The following is an 18,243-nucleotide window of genomic DNA, read 5'->3' on the forward strand; positions in this document are numbered from 1 at the left end:
GGCATGGCTTAATTAAGGGCAAATAGTGAGTTTTATTGCCCGAGCGACAAATTTTATTTATGCTGAAAAAATAAAATAAAATAACGCGGTGAAATATGCGAAAGAAGGATGAGCATAACTCAATAAAAATTATGCAAATAAGGGCATTTTGCATGACGGCTGAACAGGGGGCGGCGTCCTTGGCGGCGCTCAATTTATTTCGCACTCAGTCAGCCATCACTCGTTCTATTCGTGATCTTGAACACACATTAGCCATCTCGTTATTTGAACGTCACGCAAAAGGAATGCTGTTAACCGATTTGGGAAAACTCATTCTCCCACGAGCCCGTTCTGCCATGGCGGAGTTGACTCGGGTCCCGGCACTTCTGCGCCGGTTGCAACAACGCGACGATCACGGTGATGAAGACATTGAGCCCATCTGGTTATTCAACGAACGTCGGTTACAGATCTTCCTCTCCCTCTATCGCCAGCATCACACCCTGCATGTCGCTCAGGTACTGGATATCACCCAGTCGGCGGTAAGCGCAGCGTTGAAGGTTCTGGAGAAAGGTGCGGGTATGTATCTGTTCCATCGAACACCAAAAGGGATGGTGCCCACTCCGGCCGGTCATGAAATCGCGCCCTGTATCAGCCGCGCATTGAACGCACTCCATCATATTCCGGAAGAGATCACGGCATACAGCGGTGCATTGACCGGCGCCGTACGCGTGGGTGCCCTGCCATTAAGCCGGGCACGCCTGCTGCCACAAGCCATGATCAAACTTATTTCCTGCCACCCAGATATAAAAATAGTCACTAATGAGAGTGGATTTACTGCTCTGGTAGCTGAACTGCGCGCTGGTGAGATAGATTTCATTATCGGTGCACTGCGCAATGAGGAAGCGTTGCTGGATATCCACAGCGAGATGTTATTTGAAGAAGAGCTGATTCTGCTGGCTCGGCCTAATCACCCTCTATCTGGGCGCAAGATAAAAAACGAAGAACTACGTGATATACAATGGGTTTTACCCCGTAGTCACGCACCATCACGTCACCTGCTGGAAGCCGCATTCGACAAAATGGGGCTCGCATCGCCCAGGCCGGTAGTAGAAAGTGGCGATCCCGCCGTAGTACGTGCGCTGCTGCTTGGTTCAGATACGGTTGCGGTAGTTTCCTCTCATCAACTAGATTATGAAGTTTCAGAAGGCATTCTCAAACCGCTGCAGATCCGCCTGGCAGGTACACGACGGGAGATCGGTTTGATGACTCGCCAGGGAGCCTTGAATTCACCTGCTACTGATGCACTGTTGAACTGCATCCGTGAAATTATTCACCAGACGCATCTCGCCCAGAGGATGATCTCTGCCTGAAAATGACGACCATGGAAAGGATTCATATGCTGCTCCCTCAACCAGGATAGCAACCTTCTCTTCGTACAAGCCTCATAGCTTCATCTCGATTAGAAGTTCGTAGAGATTTAATGATTTCAATACGTTGGTAATGGGAAATTAAGGATGTGGGAATCTTACGGCGGAAAGAGTATCTGGAGCCACGTTTAAGCAAATGTGTACACATAACAGTTACCCTGTTGTGTAGCATCTGTGTGTAGCAATTGGGATTCCGGGGGTGAAAATCGTTAGAAAACAACAGAAAGGTTAAGGTGGCGGAGGAGGTGAGATTCGAACTCACGGATGGTTTCCCATCGACGGTTTTCAAGACCGTTGCCTTCAGCCGCTCGGCCACTCCTCCGCAACGAAGCGAACTATAAACAGACCGGATTCGCTTGTAAAGCCTCAATTGAATCAACTGCCTGAAAAATAATCTTTCCATGATCAAATGACGCTAAAATCGACAAATTGTTCACTTTCAGGCCAGCGGGCTGCGTAAAGAAGGGTAAAAGCGCTTTGTTAACGTCTGGCAACTACCTAAAATTTAATAAATCATTACTAATAAGCGAGAGCATTTATGGATCGTATCGTTGTCTCTACATCGCGCGAGCGTTCGCTGCTAAGCACGCACAAAGTGCTGCGCAATACCTACTTCCTGTTGTCGCTGACGCTGGGCTTCTCTGCATTAACAGCGACGGCCAGCACGGTATTTATGCTGCCCGCGCCCGGCCTGTTACTGATGATAGTGGGTTTTTATGGATTGATGTTTCTGACGCACCGTCTGGCAGACAGCCCGATGGGCATCCTGGCCGCCTTCGCCCTGACCGGCTTTATGGGCTATACGCTCGGCCCGATCCTGAGTACGCTGATTGCCTCCGGCGCCGGGGATATCATCATGATGGCGCTGGGTGGAACTGCCCTGGTGTTCTTCTGTTGCTCGGCGTATGTATTGACGACCAAAAAAGACATGTCGTTCCTGTCAGGAATGATGATGGCTGGATTTGTTGTTCTGCTGGTGGCAGTGATTGCCAACATCTTCCTACAGATCCCGGCGCTGTACCTGGCCATTAGCGTGCTGTTTATTCTGTTCTCTTCCGGGGCGATTCTTTGGGAGACCAGCAATATCATTCACGGCGGTGAAACCAATTACATCCGGGCCACAGTCAGCCTGTACGTGTCGCTGTACAACGTCTTCGTCAGCCTGCTCAATATCCTTGGATTTATGCGCAGCAACTGATTATTACGCCACCCTGCCCCCCAACCCCGCCAGCGTGCGGGGTTTTGTTTTTCATCACTTCACATTTTTGCGCCAACAGAATTTTGCTAGAATGCGCACTCCGTTGATTCCCACACCCGAGGAAATATGTTGCAGTTTGATGGACAGGTCATTGATACCGACGCGCAAGGCTATTTGAAAAACAGTGCCGACTGGCATGAAGCGCTGGCTCCCGTGCTTGCAGAGCAAGAGGGCATCGCCCTGACGGAGGCGCATTGGGAAGTGGTGCGCTTTGTGCGTAATTTTTACCTTGAGTTCAATACGTCCCCGGCCATCCGCATGCTGGTGAAAGCCATGGCGCAAAAATACGGTGAAGAGAAAGGAAACAGCCGCTACCTCTACCGCCTTTTCCCCAAAGGCCCGGCAAAACAGGCAACAAAAATTGCGGGTCTGCCCAAGCCGGTGAAATGTATCTGAATTCCCTGCCCTTGCGGGCGGTTAATAGCGAATCTTGAACTGGCGGAAATCCTCTGCCGCCCTGGGCTCCGTGAGAACCCGTTTGACACTGGCGTGGCGCGGCCCGCCCTGCTTGAGCCAGTCGATAAGTGCCTCAACCTGTTGCTGCTCACCGCAGGCCACCACTTCGACGCTGCCGTCGTCCAGGTTGCGCGCATATCCGGTTAAACCCAAGTCCGTCGCCTGCTGTTGCGTGGTGTAACGGAAACCGACACCTTGCACCACACCATAGACATAAGCCGCTACGCATACGTTGGCCATCGTTTATTCCTCCGGTGTTAACCATTGCATTTTCGGGTACATACTCTGACAATGTCGCTCTTTAATATTCAAGCTGGCACATTTATATTATGACTATACGTTTATTTCTCGCCAAAGGCCGCGAAAAATCCCTGCTCCGCCGCCACCCATGGGTTTTTTCCGGTGCCGTTCAACGCGTTGAAGGTAAAGCCGTTTCCGGCGAAACCATTGATATTCTCGATAGTCAGGGTAAATGGCTGGCGCGCGGTGCCTATTCACCGCAATCCCAGATCCGGGCGCGGGTATGGACCTTCAAACAGGATGAGCAAATCGACAGCGACTTTTTTGTCCGTCGTTTGCAGCAGGCGCAGACCTGGCGTGACTGGCTGGCGCAACGGGACGGCCTCGACGGTTATCGTCTGATCGCCGGTGAATCTGACGGTCTGCCCGGCATTACCATCGATCGCTTCCAGAATTTCCTGGTTTTCCAACTCCTCTCGGCGGGTGCGGAATATCAGCGTGCCGCGTTGATTACGGCATTGCAGCACTGTTATCCCGAGTGCTCTATTTACGATCGCTCCGATGTGTCAGTGAGAAAGAAAGAGGGTTTACCGCTGACGCAGGGGCAAGTTACTGGCGAATTGCCACCCGCCCTATTGCCTATCAGCGAACACGGCATGAAATTACTGGTCGATATTCAGCAGGGCCATAAAACCGGCTTTTATCTCGATCAGCGCGACAGCCGTCTTGCAGCCCGCGGTTACGCCAAAGATCGCCGCGTACTGAACTGTTTCTCGTATACCGGCGCTTTTGCCGTATCGACATTAATGGGCGGCTGCTCGCAGGTGATCAGCGTTGATACGTCACAAGCCGCACTGGACATTGCCCGGCAGAATATCGAACTGAACCAGCTCGATCTGGCGAAAGCCGAGTTTGTGCGTGACGACGTATTCCAATTGCTGCGCACCTATCGCGATACTGGCGAAAAATTCGACCTGATCATCATGGATCCGCCAAAATTCGTCGAAAACAAGAACCAGTTGGCGAGTGCCTGTCGGGGATATAAAGACATCAATATGTTGGCGATTCAGTTGCTGAACCCTGGCGGGATCTTGCTGAGTTTCTCCTGTTCCGGCTTGATGCCAACGGATTTATTCCAGAAAATTTTGGCCGATGCCGCTGTAGACGCTGGCTGTGATATACAATTTATAGAACAGTTCCGTCAGGCTGCGGATCACCCGGTGATCGCGCCATACCCTGAAGGCCTCTACTTGAAAGGGTTCGCTTGCCGCGTGATGTAACCTTGAAATTGTGCCAAGTAACCCCATATTGGAGTTATGGCACTGTTTCTCAGGAGGTCACTATGATTGCCAGCAAATTTGGTATTGGACAGCAAGTACGGCACAAACTGCTGGGGTATTTGGGTGTAGTTATCGATATCGATCCGGAATATTCCCTGGAAAAACCGACTGTCACAGAAATAGCCGCGAACGAAACCCTGCGGTTCGCTCCCTGGTATCACGTAGTGATGGAAGATGACGAAGGTCAGCCCATCCACACCTATCTGGCTGAAGCGCAACTTGATGTCGAACAGGATGATTCGCACCCTGAACAACCTTCACTGGATGAACTGGCGGAATCCATACGGCGTCAATTACAGGCTCCGCGCTTGAGGCATTAACCTTCAGCACGCCTGAGAACTCTGGCCCCGGCATTGTTGTCGGGGCTTTTTTTACGCTTTGCTGAGTCCGAGACGTGGAATGTCGATTTTAGGGCAACGATCCATCACCACTTTCAATCCCGCATCTTTCGCCAATATGGCTGCGTGCTCATTGATCACCCCGATTTGCAACCACAGCACTTTTGCACCGATTTCGACAGCTTCTTTCGCCACGCCGTAGGCGGCTTCTGCGTTTCTGAACACATCGACCATATCAACTTTATGCGGTAAATCTTTCAGTGAGGCCACAGCCTGCTGACCGAGTACTGTTTTTCCCGCCAATTTCGGGCTGACGGGGATCACCTCATACCCCTGCGACAAGAGATATGCCATCACGCCATAACTCGGTCTGGCAGGATTATCGCTGGCACCGACCAACGCGATGGAGTGTACCGATGTCAGAATTTCGCGGATTTCAGCGTCGTGCAAAATCATTGCTCCTTTGAATGAATTTCATCCCTCAAGTGTATCTCAACGCGGCAAAAGTGGGACGGTTCTATACCCATCGCGGGTAATAAATTATTCATCTTGAAAATGAGATTTTCACCCATTGTTCACCTTCTGAACTTTGTTACAAAATACAAATAAATGTGTGTAAATATTACCTAATAGACCATACTGAAAAACTTTGACACATTGTGACTCTTGCTTAACAATACTTATTAAGCTCAATAATAAGGAGAGAAGAATGAAATTTGGTCCTGTCGTTGTGGGTCAGATAGTGGTGGGACTTTTGTCTGCCTGCCTAATTGCCCCATCCATCGCTACGACCTTGAAATTGGCACCTGAGCTGGATCTTTTGGTGGTTGATGGCAAGAAAATGTCGGGTTCGTTGCTCAAGGGCGCTGATAGCCTGGAACTCGACGGTGGGCAGCACCAAATTCTGTTCAAGATAGCGAAAACGGTACGTTCCGGCTCGCGTGATCAGGTCATGTATACCTCGTCACCGCTGATTGTTGCATTTGACACCAAAAACATTGCGTTGGTGGCCTTTAAATTACCGCGCCTTGATACCGATCGCGATGGCGCGAAATTCGATAAAAACATGGATTACCAGTTGGTCGATCAAACAGGTAAAGCCCTGCCTATGCGCAGTGATAGGTTACACATCGCGGGCCTGAGTGTCGGGGCCAATTTCGAGAAAGCGATGGCTGAATACAATGGTGCCAATAACAAAGCCGCGGTACCTGCTTTTGCGTCCATCGTCCCGACGCCTACCGCCGGTGTGCCACCAGTGATGGTGATGTCCGCGGCGGGTAAACCGGTCGCACAAAAAACAGTCACCCTGCGAGGTGAAAACGTTTCAGAACAGATGCTGCAATATTGGTTCCAGCAAGCCGATAAAGACACGCAAAAACGCTTTCTGGAGTGGGCGGGGAAAAACACCAGCCATTGATTTTATCTGCGCCTTTTGTCGAATAAAGGCGCATTTTTCTCCCGTCATCCCATTTTTACCGCATCTCCCTTTCAACTAAAATGCAGTTTCAGTAATCTGTCTGGACATCGTTTAACGCCAGCTCAAGGACTTTTTAATGGAATTTACCACCCGTACCATCGCTGCGCAGAAACACATCGCGCTGGTAGCCCACGACCACTGTAAAACAATTCTTCTTAACTGGGTGGAAGCCAATCGCGATCTGCTCGCCGAACACATTCTCTATGCCACCGGAACCACCGGTAACCTGGTGCAACGTGCGACAGGTCTTCCAGTGCAAAGCATGCTCAGCGGACCGATGGGCGGCGACCAGCAAGTGGGCGCACTGATTTCAGAAGGGAAAATCGACATGCTGATTTTCTTTTGGGATCCGTTGAACGCGGTACCGCACGATCCCGATGTCAAAGCGCTGTTGCGTCTGGCGACCGTATGGAATATTCCCGTCGCCAACAACCGGGTAACCGCTGATTTCCTGATCGGCTCTGCACTTTTCAAAGAAGAAGTGACGATCACCATTCCAGATTATCAGCGCTACCTGCAGGACAGATTGAAGTAATTCGCCTCGCCCGGAAGATTTTCCGGGCGACTCATTCAGGGTTTTCTCTGCTGCGGCACGCCAAGTGCGCGCAGTTGCTCAACAAATATCGACGGACTTTCTTTGTCATACATCAGCCACACCTGATGGATGGCGCGAGTGATCGCCACATACAGCAAACGTCGCTCCTCGGCGTCTGGGAAATCTTCCGGCTGCGGCAGTAACACCTGTTCGAGAACCGACTCTCTTTCCGGGGCCGGGAACCCATCCTTCGCTTCATGCAAACCAAGAATGATCACATAATCTGCCTGCTGCCCTTTACTGGCATGTATCGTCATGAAATCAATAGTCAATTTCGGCCAGCGCGTTTTGGCTTTCTGCATGACCTCCGGTCGCAAATGGTGATATCGGGCAAGTAACAGAATGCGCTGATCCTCGCGCGCAAAACCGCTCAGTTTATCGAGCAACGCCGAAAGCTGATCCTCCGGTAGAAGAGTGACGCTCTTTTTATTGCCCTCGGTCAGACTCTTCAGCGGTTTCTTTACCTGCCCAGGGTTTTGCTGCACATACTTGTTGGCGATCTCGCCAATGCGCTGATTGAAACGGTAAGTGGTGTCCAGCGCGCACTGCGCCCCTTCACCAAAATGCGTTTCAAATGCGGTGGTCAACGCCATCTCAGCCCCGCTGAACCGATAAATGGCTTGCCAGTCATCGCCCACCGCAAACAGGTTGGTCTGACTGTTTTGTTTTCTGAGTGCGACCAGCAGTTGCGCGCGCTGCGGGGAGATGTCCTGAAACTCATCAACCAGAATATGCTTCCACGGGCTGATAAAACGCCCTTTCTCAAGAATATTTACCGCCTGATGAATCAGCCCGGAAAAGTCGACCGCCCCTTCCTCTTTCAATGCCGCCTTCCAGCATTTGAGTAACGGCCCCATAAGTTTGATTCTTTTTTGGAAGAGATCGCGAACCTCTTCAGATGCCTGCTCAATCATCTCGGCCTGACTGCCGCCGTGCTGGCGCATGAGCCCGAGCCAGCGTTCAAGACGCGCCGCCACTCTTTCGGCCAACCCTTTATTGCGCCAAAACTCACCGTCGGGAATTTCCCACTCCAGTTCGTCCTGCAACCACTGACGCCAACCGTTGGCCTGTGCTTTCTTTTCACTGCACTGCTGCTGCCAGGTTTTCATAAGCAAGCTGCGCCTTGCTTTGCTGTCACTTTCAAGCTTACTGATTTGCGGCGTCTTTTTGCTGCCCTGCTGAATAATCAGCAACGCCAGCGCATGGAAGGTTTTGGCCTGCACCCCCTGGACATTCAGGCGTTGCTTAATGCGGGTATTCATTTCATCTGCCGCCTGCCGACCAAATGCCAGCAGCAAAATCTGTTCTGGCAGGGCTTCCTGACGCTGAAGCAGCCATCCCGCACGGGCGACCAGCACGGAGGTTTTACCACTCCCCGCGCCCGCCAATACCAACACGGAGTCCTCCCCGTTCACGACCGCCCTGCTTTGACTGGCGTTCAGCGGTGAACTTTCCACCGTATCGAAGAACGCCTGATTCAGTTCGATGGTGCGTTCTGTCCACGCGAGATTCCGCCGGTCGACACTTTGCGCCCCGCGCTTCAGCCATTGCAGGCAGCGCTGATAATTTTCCCGGCAATTTTCAAACGCAGCAAGGCGCTCTACCGGCATCGGCAAGGCATCGAAAGAGGTCATGATTTGTTGCTGAAGTTGCGCCAATTCGGAACGGCGGAACCAGCGATCCTGCTGTTCGATACGGGTAATTTCCTGCACCTGTCGGGTAAGCACACCTGCGCTTACCTCGCTCATCTCCTGGCTCCAGACTTGCCAGATCCCCAACAGATAATGGTAAAAGCGTTGGGTTTCCTGCCATTCGGTGCCGTGCAGACGCACGACTTTTTCATCCGGTAGCTCGAATTCCAGCTCGCCCCAGACAATTCCCCGTTTACACTGGATAGCGATCAACTGATTGAAAGGAATGAGATAATGGTGCTTATCTCCACTGACCTCGATGCCTGCATTGAGCAACCTCACGCGATTGTAAGGATGCTGAGCCAGATGTTTGCCGAACGAAGTCGATTTCAGTTCCATAATATCGCGCCGTGAGAGTAAAGGATAAATAACACGTTATCGCCAGTTTACCTTGCGCAAGCGTTGAGGCTCCAGCCTTAAAAAAAGGGTAGAATAGCGCGTAGCTAAAGAAATTATACCCACCTGCGTTACGGATTGAACTTTACTAGGGCAGATTAATCATTATGCGTACTGTACTGAATATTCTTAATTTTGTATTAGGCGGCTTTTTTACCACGTTGGCATGGTTTTTTGCCACACTGGTCAGCATTGTGTTGATTTTTACGCTGCCGCTCACGCGTTCGTGCTGGGAAATTACCCGACTGTCGCTGTTCCCGTTCGGCAACGAAGCGATGCATGTTGATGAACTCTACCCCGAACAACGCAATGCCGTGTTGTCTGGCGGCGGTACGGTCCTGAACATTTTCTGGTTTATCTTTTTCGGCTGGTGGCTCTGCCTGTCACATATTACAGCCGGGATCGTGCAATGCGTGACAATTATCGGGATTCCAGTGGGTATCGCCAATTTTAAAATTGCCGCCATTGCCCTTTGGCCGATCGGCCGCCGCGTGGTACCTGTTGAAGTGGCGCAACAAGCGCGAATCAACAACGCCAGAAGACGTTTTTAATCTGAGTACACCTATCACCCACTACCCGAAATAATTTGAGTTACAGGTAGGCAGCAAGCAAACAAATCCCGATGAGCTGACATCGGTCAGTGATTCGGGTGCGCGCGCCCCTGTAACTTCAAGTACGAAGGGTACATATATTGCATATGCATAACCGGAGTTCTGTGTGCTCGCTTTCGCTCTGGGTGTACGCCGTTACGCCTACAACAGCAGTCTGCTGTATAACATCAGGATCTTCCTCTCCCTTGCGGGTGCCGCCGCTGTACCCTGGTGGCTTGGCGTGGCGAAACTCACCATTCCCCTGACACTGGGGGTGGTGGCTGCGGCATTGGCGGATCTGGATGACCGTTTAACCGGCAGATTGCGCAACCTGTTCATTACGCTGGTGTGCTTTTTTGTGGCCTCGGCCTCGATTGAGCTGCTATTTCCCTATCCGTGGTGGTTTGCCCTCGGTTTGATGGTCTCCACCTGCGGTTTTATTTTGCTGGGTGCGTTAGGGCAGCGTTACGCCACGATTGCGTTTGGTGCCCTGCTGATTGCCATCTATACCATGCTTGGTACGTCCATGTACGATGCCTGGTACCAGCAGCCGATTCTGCTGCTGGTGGGTGCTGTCTGGTATAACGTGCTGACATTGCTCGGGCATATGATTTTCCCCATCCGCCCCTTGCAGGATCACATTGCCCGCTGCTATCAACAACTCGCGCATTATCTTGAGGCCAAGGCCAACCTTTTCGATCCCGATCTGGAAGAAGATGGCGATCAGCCGCTGATTCAGGTCGCGATGGCCAACAGCACGCTGGTCGCGACGCTCAATCAGGCCAAAACGTCGTTGCTGACCCGGCTCAAGGGTGACCGGGGACAGCGCGGAACCCGCAGAACCCTGCATTACTATTTTGTCGCGCAGGATATTCACGAGCGAGCCAGTTCGTCCCATGCGCAATATCAGCAACTGAGCGTGAAATTTCGCTACAGCGATATCATGTTCCGCTTCCAGCGCCTATTGTCGATGCAGGCCAAAGCCTGCCAGCAAGTGTCGCAATGCATTCTGTATCGACAGAAGTATCAGCACGATAGCAAGTTCGAGCGCGCCTTCAACCATTTGAATGCAACGTTGCAGCGTTTGTCGCAAGATCCTGAAAACCAGAATTACCTGCACGCGCTGAATCATCTGCTGAATAACTTGCGGGCAATCGATGCGCAACTGGCCAATATCGAATCTGAACAGGCGCTGGCGCTGGAACATATGCAAGAAAATCGGCTGTCGAATGACAATCTGTCAGGCTGGGCCGATATACGTCTACGCATCCGTCGTAATATTACGCCGCAGTCGGCGCTGTTCCGCCATGCGATCCGCATGTCTGTGGTGCTGTGCGTCGGCTACGGCATTATCCAGGTGACCGGTATGGATCATGGCTATTGGATCCTGTTGACCAGCCTGTTTGTCTGCCAGCCAAACTATAACGCCACCCGTCGCCGCCTGGCGTTGCGAATCATCGGGACGCTGGCGGGCATTGCGCTCGGTTTGCCGATTCTTTACTTCATCCCGTCCGTCGAGGGGCAATTGATACTGATTGTGATCAGCGGCGTACTGTTTTTCGCCTTCCGCAATGTGCAATACGCACACGCCACCATGTTTATCACCCTGCTGGTGCTCCTGTGTTTTAACCTGCTGGGGGAAGGGTTTGAGGTCGCCATGCCGCGGGTTATCGATACGTTGCTGGGCTGTGCGATCGCCTGGGCGGCGGTGACGTTCATCTGGCCGGACTGGCGCTTCAGGCAATTACCGCAGGTGATGGCTAAAACGTTTAATGCCAACTGCCGTTATCTTGATGCAATTCTGGTGCAATACCATCAGGGAAAAGACAACAGCCTCGATTATCGTATTGCCCGGCGTGATGCACACAATTGCGATGCGGAGCTGGCGTCCGTGATTTCCAACATGTCTGCCGAACCGAAATCTGCTGGAGCGATGCAAGATGCCACATTCAGGTTGTTATGCCTGAACCACACATTGCTTAGCTATATTTCCGCCCTGGGTGCCCACCGGGAACAGCTTTACGATGCGCAGATCCTGTCATTGCTCGATGATGCCGCCTGCTACATCGACGGCGCACTGCATCACAGTGCGTCTGATGAACTGCGGATTCAGCACGCGCTGGCTGATCTGGCGAAGCGAATCTCACAGCAGAGCGCCGCGCAGGAAAGCAAGGCGCAGTTAGTGTTGCAACAGATTGGTCTCATGTTGGGCCTGCTCCCGGAACTGATGGAACTCCAGAAGAAAATCACCCATTGATCAAAAAGGGCCAGTAATCTGGCCCAAAAAAGTGCTACTTGTTCGTTCGCGCCGATCTCTCCGGTTTATTCTCTTCGAACCACGCAATCAGCTCATTCCTTGACGCCGCTGGCAATGCCGCCTGATGGAAACCGGTAATCGCCCCTTCCAATGCCAGAAGCACATTGACCGACAGCAGCTTATTAAAACGGGAAAGCTTGAGAAAACACTCTTTGGCACCGTAATAATACAGTTGCTGGCGGTCTTCTATACCGGCCACCCACAGCCTCCGCTCCATGTTGATCCCAATATTGGGCAGATCTTTCAGTCGCTGATTATCCGCAGCGCGTTCGGCGACGTCCTGACGCGTCCCCTCCAATGCAATGCGCGCCAACGCCAGCAGCAGTGTTTCGTTCTCCCACAGCGCCTGTTCCACCCGGTAATAACGTAATCTGATGGCGATCCCCCGCTTCGAATACGCCATTCTGGGGAGGCCGTGTTTGATAAACACGCGTTCATTTTTCTCATTGGCCCGTAAATAAAGATTTTCTTTCATTACGAGTGCAAAAATCGCCCCGCCAACCGACAAACTATAACCGCCAAATTGGGTACGTGAACAAATTTCACCCAATGGGGCGAGGCAGTTTTTTGCCTGTTCGACTCGCTGCTTATATATGCTTTTCATTACGATTCCCTTACGAACATTCATCCTGCCCGGCATGAATAACTGTAACCTGAACAACGAATTGCAAAATACTCAACTTGCCGAAATCCACCAAATACAAAATGACTTTGATCGTATTTCACTGTCAATTCTGCGAGGTATCTTGGAAAAATTGGGTTGATCTTTGGTCATCCTGCATATACTGTATGTTTATACAGTAACTACATGGCGGAACTCTTCATGCGTATGCAAACACTCAACAATCATAATCAAAGACGGCATGCTTTGCGGGTTGGTACAAATCTGGTGAATACCTCATCGTCCAGTGAGAGTGGTGTCATCAGCGAGTTTGTTTACCATGAGAGTCACCCTGCCCTTTCGCAGATCCTGCTCCCGGTATTGCATCACCTGGGTTCACAATCCCGCTGGTTGCTTTGGCTGACACCTCAACAAAAACTGAGCCGCAATTGGCTGGTGCATTCCGGCTTGCCCGTAGAAAAAATTGTGCAATTGAGCCAAATTCAGCCGACGTCGACAGTGGATGCAATGGAGAAAGCGTTGCAGACAGGAAACTACAGTGTGGTGTTGGGTTGGTTGCCAGATTTAACCGATATTGACCGTGAAAGATTACGATTAGCGGCAGAGATTGGTAAGGCTTATGGATTCATTATGAAGCCATTAATCGATCCAATTCCCCGGGATGGACACTTGCCCTCAATAAAAATTCATTCTTCTTTGTATCATTAGATGAATTTAGGAGTTTTCTCATGAAAAACGGGCATTCTTAATAAGAATCGTCTCCTGACAAGGCTTTTTGCAGGAGAATCGACATTTACTTTTCCCTGAAAAGGTCTTTTTTAGTCAACATTAGCCCTTAAATGTTAACAAATGTGTGCATTTTATCGTTTTTTTATGGACATCAGTCACATCACACTTGTAAGTTTCGCGCCACGTTGTAGACTTTACATCGCCAAGGTTGCTCTATAAGGCCAAATCAATTGGCAAAGTTACAAACGAGAGCAATAACCCTGGCGAAGGATTTTAACCAAGGGCTTAAGCAGCTTAAAGCTCATTGCCTATTTGGATGATAACGAGGCGCAAAATGAAAAAGACAGCTATCGCATTAGCAGTGGCACTGGCAGGTTTCGCTACCGTAGCGCAAGCCGCCCCGAAAGATGATACTTGGTACACCGGTGGTAAACTGGGTTGGTCCGTATACCATGACTTCGGTTTCAGTGGTGAATATCAAGGTATCGGTAACGGTCCTACCCATCAGAACCAAATCGGTGCAGGTGCTTTCGTTGGTTACCAAGCGAATCCATACCTGGGCTTTGAAATGGGATATGACTGGCTTGGCCGTATGCCTTACAAAGGCAGCGTAGACAACGGTGCATTCAAGGCTCAAGGCGTTCAATTGGCAGCTAAACTCAGCTACCCAATTACCAACGATCTGGATATCTACACCCGTCTGGGTGGTATGGTCTGGCGTGCAGATGCTAAAGGTAACTTTGGCAACGGCACTCGCTTAAGCGACAACGACACCGGTGTTTCTCCATTGGCTGCAGTGGGTCTGGAATATGCAGTAACCAGAGACTGGGCTACCCGTCTGGATTACCAGTGGGTTAACAACATTGGCGACGCACAAACTGTTGGCGCACGTCCTGACAACGGTATGCTGAGTGTTGGCGTTTCTTACCGCTTCGGTCAAGAAGACGCTGTAGCTCCAGTAGTTGCACCAACTCCGGCCCCGGCTCCAGTTGTTGAAACCAAGCGTTTCACAATGCGTTCTGACGTTCTGTTCACGTTCGCCAAGGCGACGCTGAAACCAGAAGGTCAACAGGCTCTGGATCAACTGTACTCCCAGTTGAGCTCCATGGATCCTAAAGACGGCTCTGTTGTTGTTCTGGGTTTCACTGACCGTATCGGTTCAGACCAATTCAACCAAAGACTGTCTGAACAACGCGCTCAGAGCGTAGTTGATTACCTGGTATCCAAAGGTATCCCAGCTAACAAAATCTCTGCACGTGGCATGGGCGAAGCTAATCCAGTTACCGGTTCTACCTGTGACAGCGTGAAAGGCCGTGATGCTCTGATCAACTGCCTGGCACCAGATCGTCGTGTTGAGATCGAAGTTAAAGGCATCAAAGACATTGTTAGTCAGCCACAGGCTTAATTAACACTGTACTGTTCTCTAAAAACCTCGCTTCGGCGGGGTTTTTTTTCGTCTGGGATTCATGGCGAAAAACGGGCAGTGAGACGTTATAGCTGGCAGTATTTAGCTGCAAACAGGCAAAAACAGGCAGCGACAATATGCAGTGCCTGATTTTATAGGATGAGTGAAAACAGGAAAGTAACTAGGTTTTATTCTTGCCAAGGATCTCTTTAAGATCTTGCTTGAGCGATGACATCTGGCTGTCGTATTTCTCTTTTCTTTCGGCATCTTCGATCAGTTGCACGATCGTTTCTGACAGCGTTGCACCGCGTCTGCGCGCCAGTCCTGCCAGCCGTTGCCAAACCAGAAATTCCAGATCGATTGATTTTTTGCGGGTATGCTGGTGTTCCGAATTGAAATGGCGTTTACGTCTGGCACGAATAGTCTGCTTCATTCGATTTTCCAGTGCTGGATTCATGTGATTTTCAATCCACACCATTACCTTGACTGGTTCATTCTCTAATTTAAGCAGTTCTTCCACTGCATCAAGCGCCGCACTGTTTTCAATATGTCGGGTTATACGCTCACCCTCCCGGTGTTTTTTCACCAGGTATTTCCATTTCCATCCACTCTCAAGATTTTCAAGTTGCTGGTATTTCATCGTGAGCTCTTTCAGTGACCGCGTAACGTTGATAAGCATAACAGCTTTGGGCGATTTTTCTTGTGAAATTAGCGAATGATTTTGATTGTTTTTTGCACAAACCCGGCCCATTGTCATACTCCTGACCGACAAGAGTGACTCTGCTTATATGCAGCCCGCGTTATTCTTGTATAATCGCCCTTTCCCTTTTTACTGACTGACCCTAACACTTTGACCAATAACCGACTTGAATGGCAGACACTGCTGCCGGATCCCGCGCCTTATCAGGCAATATTTGCAAACGCAGCACAGTTGCCACCTGTAACCTTTGGTGCCATACAGCCAAGACTGGAAAATGGTTTGACCCTGTTTTGCCATCCGCAGTCTTCGCCTCGTTTTATGACGATAAAAGCGCAAGAAAGTCGCGAATACCTGGCACTTATTGCTCAGGCGGTAAAAGAGTTACAACCTGAAGAGATGCCTCTCGCTGGCAGTAATTATGCGAACAACGATCACCATTTTTCTGTTCGCCCTGCGAGCCGGAGCAGCGATCTTTTTGCCGCTACCTCTACTTGCCTCTTTCAGGATTGGGTTGAATCCGAACAGTTATTTGGTTGCGTAAGAATCCATAAAAATGAGATTACGTTACAGCCGGGGCTGGTGCATCAGGTCAATGGCGGCGTACTGATTCTTTCGATACGTTCCGTGCTGGCGCAGCCGTTGATGTGGTTGCGGCTCAAGCAGATGATTACCGACGGTTGGTACCGTTGGCTCTCTCCTGACGAAACGAAACCTCTGCCGGTCACTATCCCGCCGATGCCGCTGGATCTGAAATTGATTCTGGTTGGCGATCGCCATGGTTTAGCCGATCTGCATGAGATCGAGCCTGAAATGGTTGATACCGGTCTCTACGGCGAATTTGAATCCGACCTGCCGCTCACCGAACCTGACGATATGGAACTGTGGTGCGGATATATCAACACGCTTGCCGATCAGTTAGAACTGCCGCGTTTGGCTGAAGACGCATGGCCCTTCTTTCTGAACCAATCCATACGCTTCAGTGGCGATCAGGGCACTTTGCCTTTATCCCCTCAATGGCTCAATGCCCAGCTCTCTGAAACCGCGCTGTATAATGATGAGGAACTGCTAGGCCTGAAGGCCTTTGAAGCGGCCCACAACGCGCGCGCGTGGCGTGAGAGCTATCTGGCGGAGCGGATGCAGGACGAGATCGAACTGGGGCAGATCCTGATCGAAACCGAAGGTTCGATAGTTGGTCAGATTAATGCCCTGTCGGTGCTGGAATACCCCGGTCATCCGCGCGCATTTGGTGAGCCGTCGAGAATCAGCTGCGTGGTGCATCTTGGTGATGGTGAATTCACCGACGTTGAACGCAAGGCAGAACTCGGCGGAAACCTGCACGCCAAAGGCATGATGATCATGCAGGCGTTCCTGATTTCCGAGTTGCAGCTTGAACAGCCGCTGCCCTTCTCTGCATCCATCGTTTTCGAGCAGTCATATGGCGAAGTTGATGGCGACAGCGCTTCCCTTGCCGAATTGTGTTCATTGATCAGCGCACTTTCCTTGCACCCGATCAATCAGCAGATTGCGGTGACCGGATCGGTTGACCAGTTTGGTAACGTCCAGCCTATTGGCGGCATTAACGAAAAAATCGAAGGTTTTTTTGAAGTGTGCCAACGCCGGGGGCTAACCGGTCAGCAAGGCGTGATTTTACCGGCGACCAACGTTCGGCATCTGTGCCTGCAACCGCAGGTCGTGGATGCAGTCCGTGAAGGCCAATTTCATCTGTGGGCCGTCACTTCTGCCGATGAAGCCTTGTCAATTATTACGGGTTTACCTTACGCTGATGAACATCAGCCCAGCTTGCTGGGTGCAATCCAGGAACGCATAGCTCAGGTTTCACTGCTCGATCGACGTCCGCTGTTTTGGCCGTTTCGTTGGTTGGGTTGGTTCAGCCGGAGCTGATCGGACTTGTTCAGCTTACACCTGTTCGCTAGAATGCGTCCTTCAATAAAATAAGGCTTACATTGATCATGGTAGATAAACGCGAATCCTATACGAAAGAAGACCTTGAAGCATCTGGCCGCGGCGAGTTGTTTGGTGCAGGTGGTCCGCCACTGCCCGCTGGCAATATGCTCATGATGGATCGTATCGTCAAAATGACTGAAGATGGCGGTTCTCATGGCAAGGGCTTTGTCGAAGCCGAGCTGGATATCAATCCTGATCTCTGGTTCTTTGGCTGCCACTTTATCGGTGATCCTGTCATGCCAGGCTGCCTGGGTCTTGATGCCATGTGGCAACTGGTCGGCTTCTATCTGGGCTGGTTGGGTGCAGAAGGCAAAGGCCGCGCGCTGGGCGTGGGCGAAGTCAAATTTACCGGGCAGGTATTGCCAAGCGCCAAAAAAGTCACCTACCGCCTGAATTTCAAGCGCGTCATTAACCGCAAGCTGGTGATGGGCGTGGCTGATGGTGAAGTGTTGGTTGATGGGAAAGTGATCTATACGGCCACCGATCTGAAAGTCGGCTTGTTCAAAGATACCGAAGCTTTCTAATCTGCCAGTCCGCAACAGCGATCTGCTATGCGAACATCCGATCGGTTTAAATAAAAACGATCGGTTTAATAAATATCCTCCGGCATAGCCGGAGGTTTTTCATATGCGCCTATAAGGCTCTCTTGCCAGCCGCGCCCTAACAGGCGCATCGCGATCTGACATTTGCATCTATGGATTACTTACGGCCCGTAAAC

19 protein-coding genes and 1 tRNA gene are annotated in these 18,243 nt (G+C 50.9%); 13 read left to right on the top strand and 7 right to left on the bottom strand.

Annotated features, from left to right (window positions below; genetic code table 11):
• Positions 1 to 95: 95 nt before the first annotated feature.
• A complete protein-coding gene (locus tag DRI82_RS19215) occupies positions 96 to 1,349 on the top strand; it encodes a LysR family transcriptional regulator (RefSeq protein ID WP_114195524.1) in 1,254 nt (417 codons plus the stop codon).
• A gap of 37 nt (positions 1,350 to 1,386) precedes the next feature.
• On the opposite strand, the gene DRI82_RS24785 is transcribed toward DRI82_RS19215, so the two are convergent.
• A complete protein-coding gene (locus DRI82_RS24785; protein ID WP_425452672.1) occupies positions 1,387 to 1,578 on the bottom strand; it encodes a DUF6538 domain-containing protein in 192 nt (63 codons plus the stop codon).
• Between the two features lie 62 nt (positions 1,579 to 1,640).
• A tRNA-Ser gene (locus DRI82_RS19220) sits at positions 1,641 to 1,728 on the bottom strand.
• Positions 1,729 to 1,944: 216 nt separating this feature from the next.
• On the opposite strand from DRI82_RS19220, the gene yccA reads away from it, so the two are divergent.
• Both yccA and tusE read left to right on the top strand, forming a co-directional pair.
• On the top strand, positions 1,945 to 2,604 hold the full coding sequence (gene yccA / locus DRI82_RS19225; RefSeq protein ID WP_114195525.1) for an FtsH protease modulator YccA: 660 nt from the start codon (positions 1,945 to 1,947) through the stop codon (positions 2,602 to 2,604).
• Between the two features lie 126 nt (positions 2,605 to 2,730).
• Entirely contained in the window at positions 2,731 to 3,060 is a 330-nt protein-coding gene (gene tusE, locus DRI82_RS19230) for a sulfurtransferase TusE (RefSeq protein ID WP_114195526.1), read from the top strand.
• A 21-nt stretch (positions 3,061 to 3,081) separates the two neighbouring features.
• Here the strand turns inward: tusE and yccX are convergent, their stop codons facing one another.
• Entirely contained in the window at positions 3,082 to 3,360 is a 279-nt protein-coding gene (yccX, locus tag DRI82_RS19235; RefSeq protein ID WP_114195527.1) for an acylphosphatase, read from the bottom strand.
• Positions 3,361 to 3,449: 89 nt separating this feature from the next.
• Here yccX and rlmI point away from each other — a divergent pair, with 89 nt between their 5' ends.
• Together rlmI and hspQ are read left to right on the top strand one after the other, a co-directional pair.
• Positions 3,450 to 4,640, top strand: a complete 1,191-nt coding sequence (gene rlmI / locus DRI82_RS19240) for a 23S rRNA (cytosine(1962)-C(5))-methyltransferase RlmI (RefSeq protein ID WP_114195528.1) — start codon at positions 3,450 to 3,452, stop codon at positions 4,638 to 4,640.
• 62 nt (positions 4,641 to 4,702) lie between these two features.
• The gene (gene hspQ / locus DRI82_RS19245; RefSeq protein WP_114195529.1) at positions 4,703 to 5,020 is read left to right on the top strand and encodes a heat shock protein HspQ; all 318 of its coding nucleotides are present in this window, start codon (positions 4,703 to 4,705) and stop codon (positions 5,018 to 5,020) included.
• 51 nt (positions 5,021 to 5,071) lie between these two features.
• Here hspQ and DRI82_RS19250 read toward each other — a convergent pair whose 3' ends face one another.
• A complete protein-coding gene (locus DRI82_RS19250) occupies positions 5,072 to 5,488 on the bottom strand; it encodes a CoA-binding protein (protein WP_114195542.1) in 417 nt (138 codons plus the stop codon).
• Between the two features lie 259 nt (positions 5,489 to 5,747).
• Here DRI82_RS19250 and DRI82_RS19255 point away from each other — a divergent pair, with 259 nt between their 5' ends.
• Positions 5,748 to 6,455 (top strand): DUF2057 family protein, encoded by a 708-nt coding sequence (locus DRI82_RS19255; RefSeq protein ID WP_114195530.1) that lies wholly within the window; start codon positions 5,748 to 5,750, stop codon positions 6,453 to 6,455.
• Between the two features lie 136 nt (positions 6,456 to 6,591).
• Entirely contained in the window at positions 6,592 to 7,050 is a 459-nt protein-coding gene (locus DRI82_RS19260; protein ID WP_114195531.1) for a methylglyoxal synthase, read from the top strand.
• A 35-nt stretch (positions 7,051 to 7,085) separates the two neighbouring features.
• On the opposite strand, the gene helD is transcribed toward DRI82_RS19260, so the two are convergent.
• Positions 7,086 to 9,140 carry a DNA helicase IV gene (gene helD, locus DRI82_RS19265; protein ID WP_114195532.1) on the bottom strand — a complete coding sequence of 685 codons (2,055 nt, stop codon included), beginning with the start codon at positions 9,138 to 9,140 and terminating at the stop codon, positions 7,086 to 7,088.
• A 164-nt stretch (positions 9,141 to 9,304) separates the two neighbouring features.
• Here helD and DRI82_RS19270 point away from each other — a divergent pair, with 164 nt between their 5' ends.
• Both DRI82_RS19270 and yccS read left to right on the top strand, forming a co-directional pair.
• Complete coding sequence (locus DRI82_RS19270) at positions 9,305 to 9,748, top strand: YccF domain-containing protein (RefSeq protein ID WP_114195533.1); 444 nt, start codon at positions 9,305 to 9,307, stop codon at positions 9,746 to 9,748.
• Between the two features lie 166 nt (positions 9,749 to 9,914).
• Positions 9,915 to 12,044 (top strand): YccS family putative transporter, encoded by a 2,130-nt coding sequence (yccS, locus tag DRI82_RS19275; protein ID WP_114195534.1) that lies wholly within the window; start codon positions 9,915 to 9,917, stop codon positions 12,042 to 12,044.
• Positions 12,045 to 12,078: 34 nt separating this feature from the next.
• Here the strand turns inward: yccS and DRI82_RS19280 are convergent, their stop codons facing one another.
• Positions 12,079 to 12,708 carry a TfoX/Sxy family DNA transformation protein gene (locus DRI82_RS19280; protein ID WP_114195535.1) on the bottom strand — a complete coding sequence of 210 codons (630 nt, stop codon included), beginning with the start codon at positions 12,706 to 12,708 and terminating at the stop codon, positions 12,079 to 12,081.
• Between the two features lie 219 nt (positions 12,709 to 12,927).
• Here DRI82_RS19280 and sulA point away from each other — a divergent pair, with 219 nt between their 5' ends.
• Together sulA and ompA are read left to right on the top strand one after the other, a co-directional pair.
• The gene (gene sulA, locus DRI82_RS19285; protein WP_114195536.1) at positions 12,928 to 13,434 is read left to right on the top strand and encodes an SOS-induced cell division inhibitor SulA; all 507 of its coding nucleotides are present in this window, start codon (positions 12,928 to 12,930) and stop codon (positions 13,432 to 13,434) included.
• Positions 13,435 to 13,789: 355 nt separating this feature from the next.
• Positions 13,790 to 14,860, top strand: a complete 1,071-nt coding sequence (gene ompA / locus DRI82_RS19290; RefSeq protein WP_114195537.1) for a porin OmpA — start codon at positions 13,790 to 13,792, stop codon at positions 14,858 to 14,860.
• A gap of 181 nt (positions 14,861 to 15,041) precedes the next feature.
• On the opposite strand, the gene matP is transcribed toward ompA, so the two are convergent.
• Complete coding sequence (gene matP / locus DRI82_RS19295; protein WP_114195543.1) at positions 15,042 to 15,500, bottom strand: macrodomain Ter protein MatP; 459 nt, start codon at positions 15,498 to 15,500, stop codon at positions 15,042 to 15,044.
• A 210-nt stretch (positions 15,501 to 15,710) separates the two neighbouring features.
• On the opposite strand from matP, the gene DRI82_RS19300 reads away from it, so the two are divergent.
• Both DRI82_RS19300 and fabA read left to right on the top strand, forming a co-directional pair.
• Positions 15,711 to 17,462 (top strand): AAA family ATPase, encoded by a 1,752-nt coding sequence (locus tag DRI82_RS19300; RefSeq protein WP_114195538.1) that lies wholly within the window; start codon positions 15,711 to 15,713, stop codon positions 17,460 to 17,462.
• Positions 17,463 to 17,530: 68 nt separating this feature from the next.
• Positions 17,531 to 18,049 (top strand): bifunctional 3-hydroxydecanoyl-ACP dehydratase/trans-2-decenoyl-ACP isomerase, encoded by a 519-nt coding sequence (gene fabA / locus DRI82_RS19305; protein ID WP_114195539.1) that lies wholly within the window; start codon positions 17,531 to 17,533, stop codon positions 18,047 to 18,049.
• Positions 18,050 to 18,243 lie beyond the last annotated feature (194 nt).

The organism is Edaphovirga cremea, from assembly GCF_003332275.1.
In the GTDB taxonomy this organism is placed as follows: domain Bacteria; phylum Pseudomonadota; class Gammaproteobacteria; order Enterobacterales; family Enterobacteriaceae; genus Edaphovirga; species Edaphovirga cremea.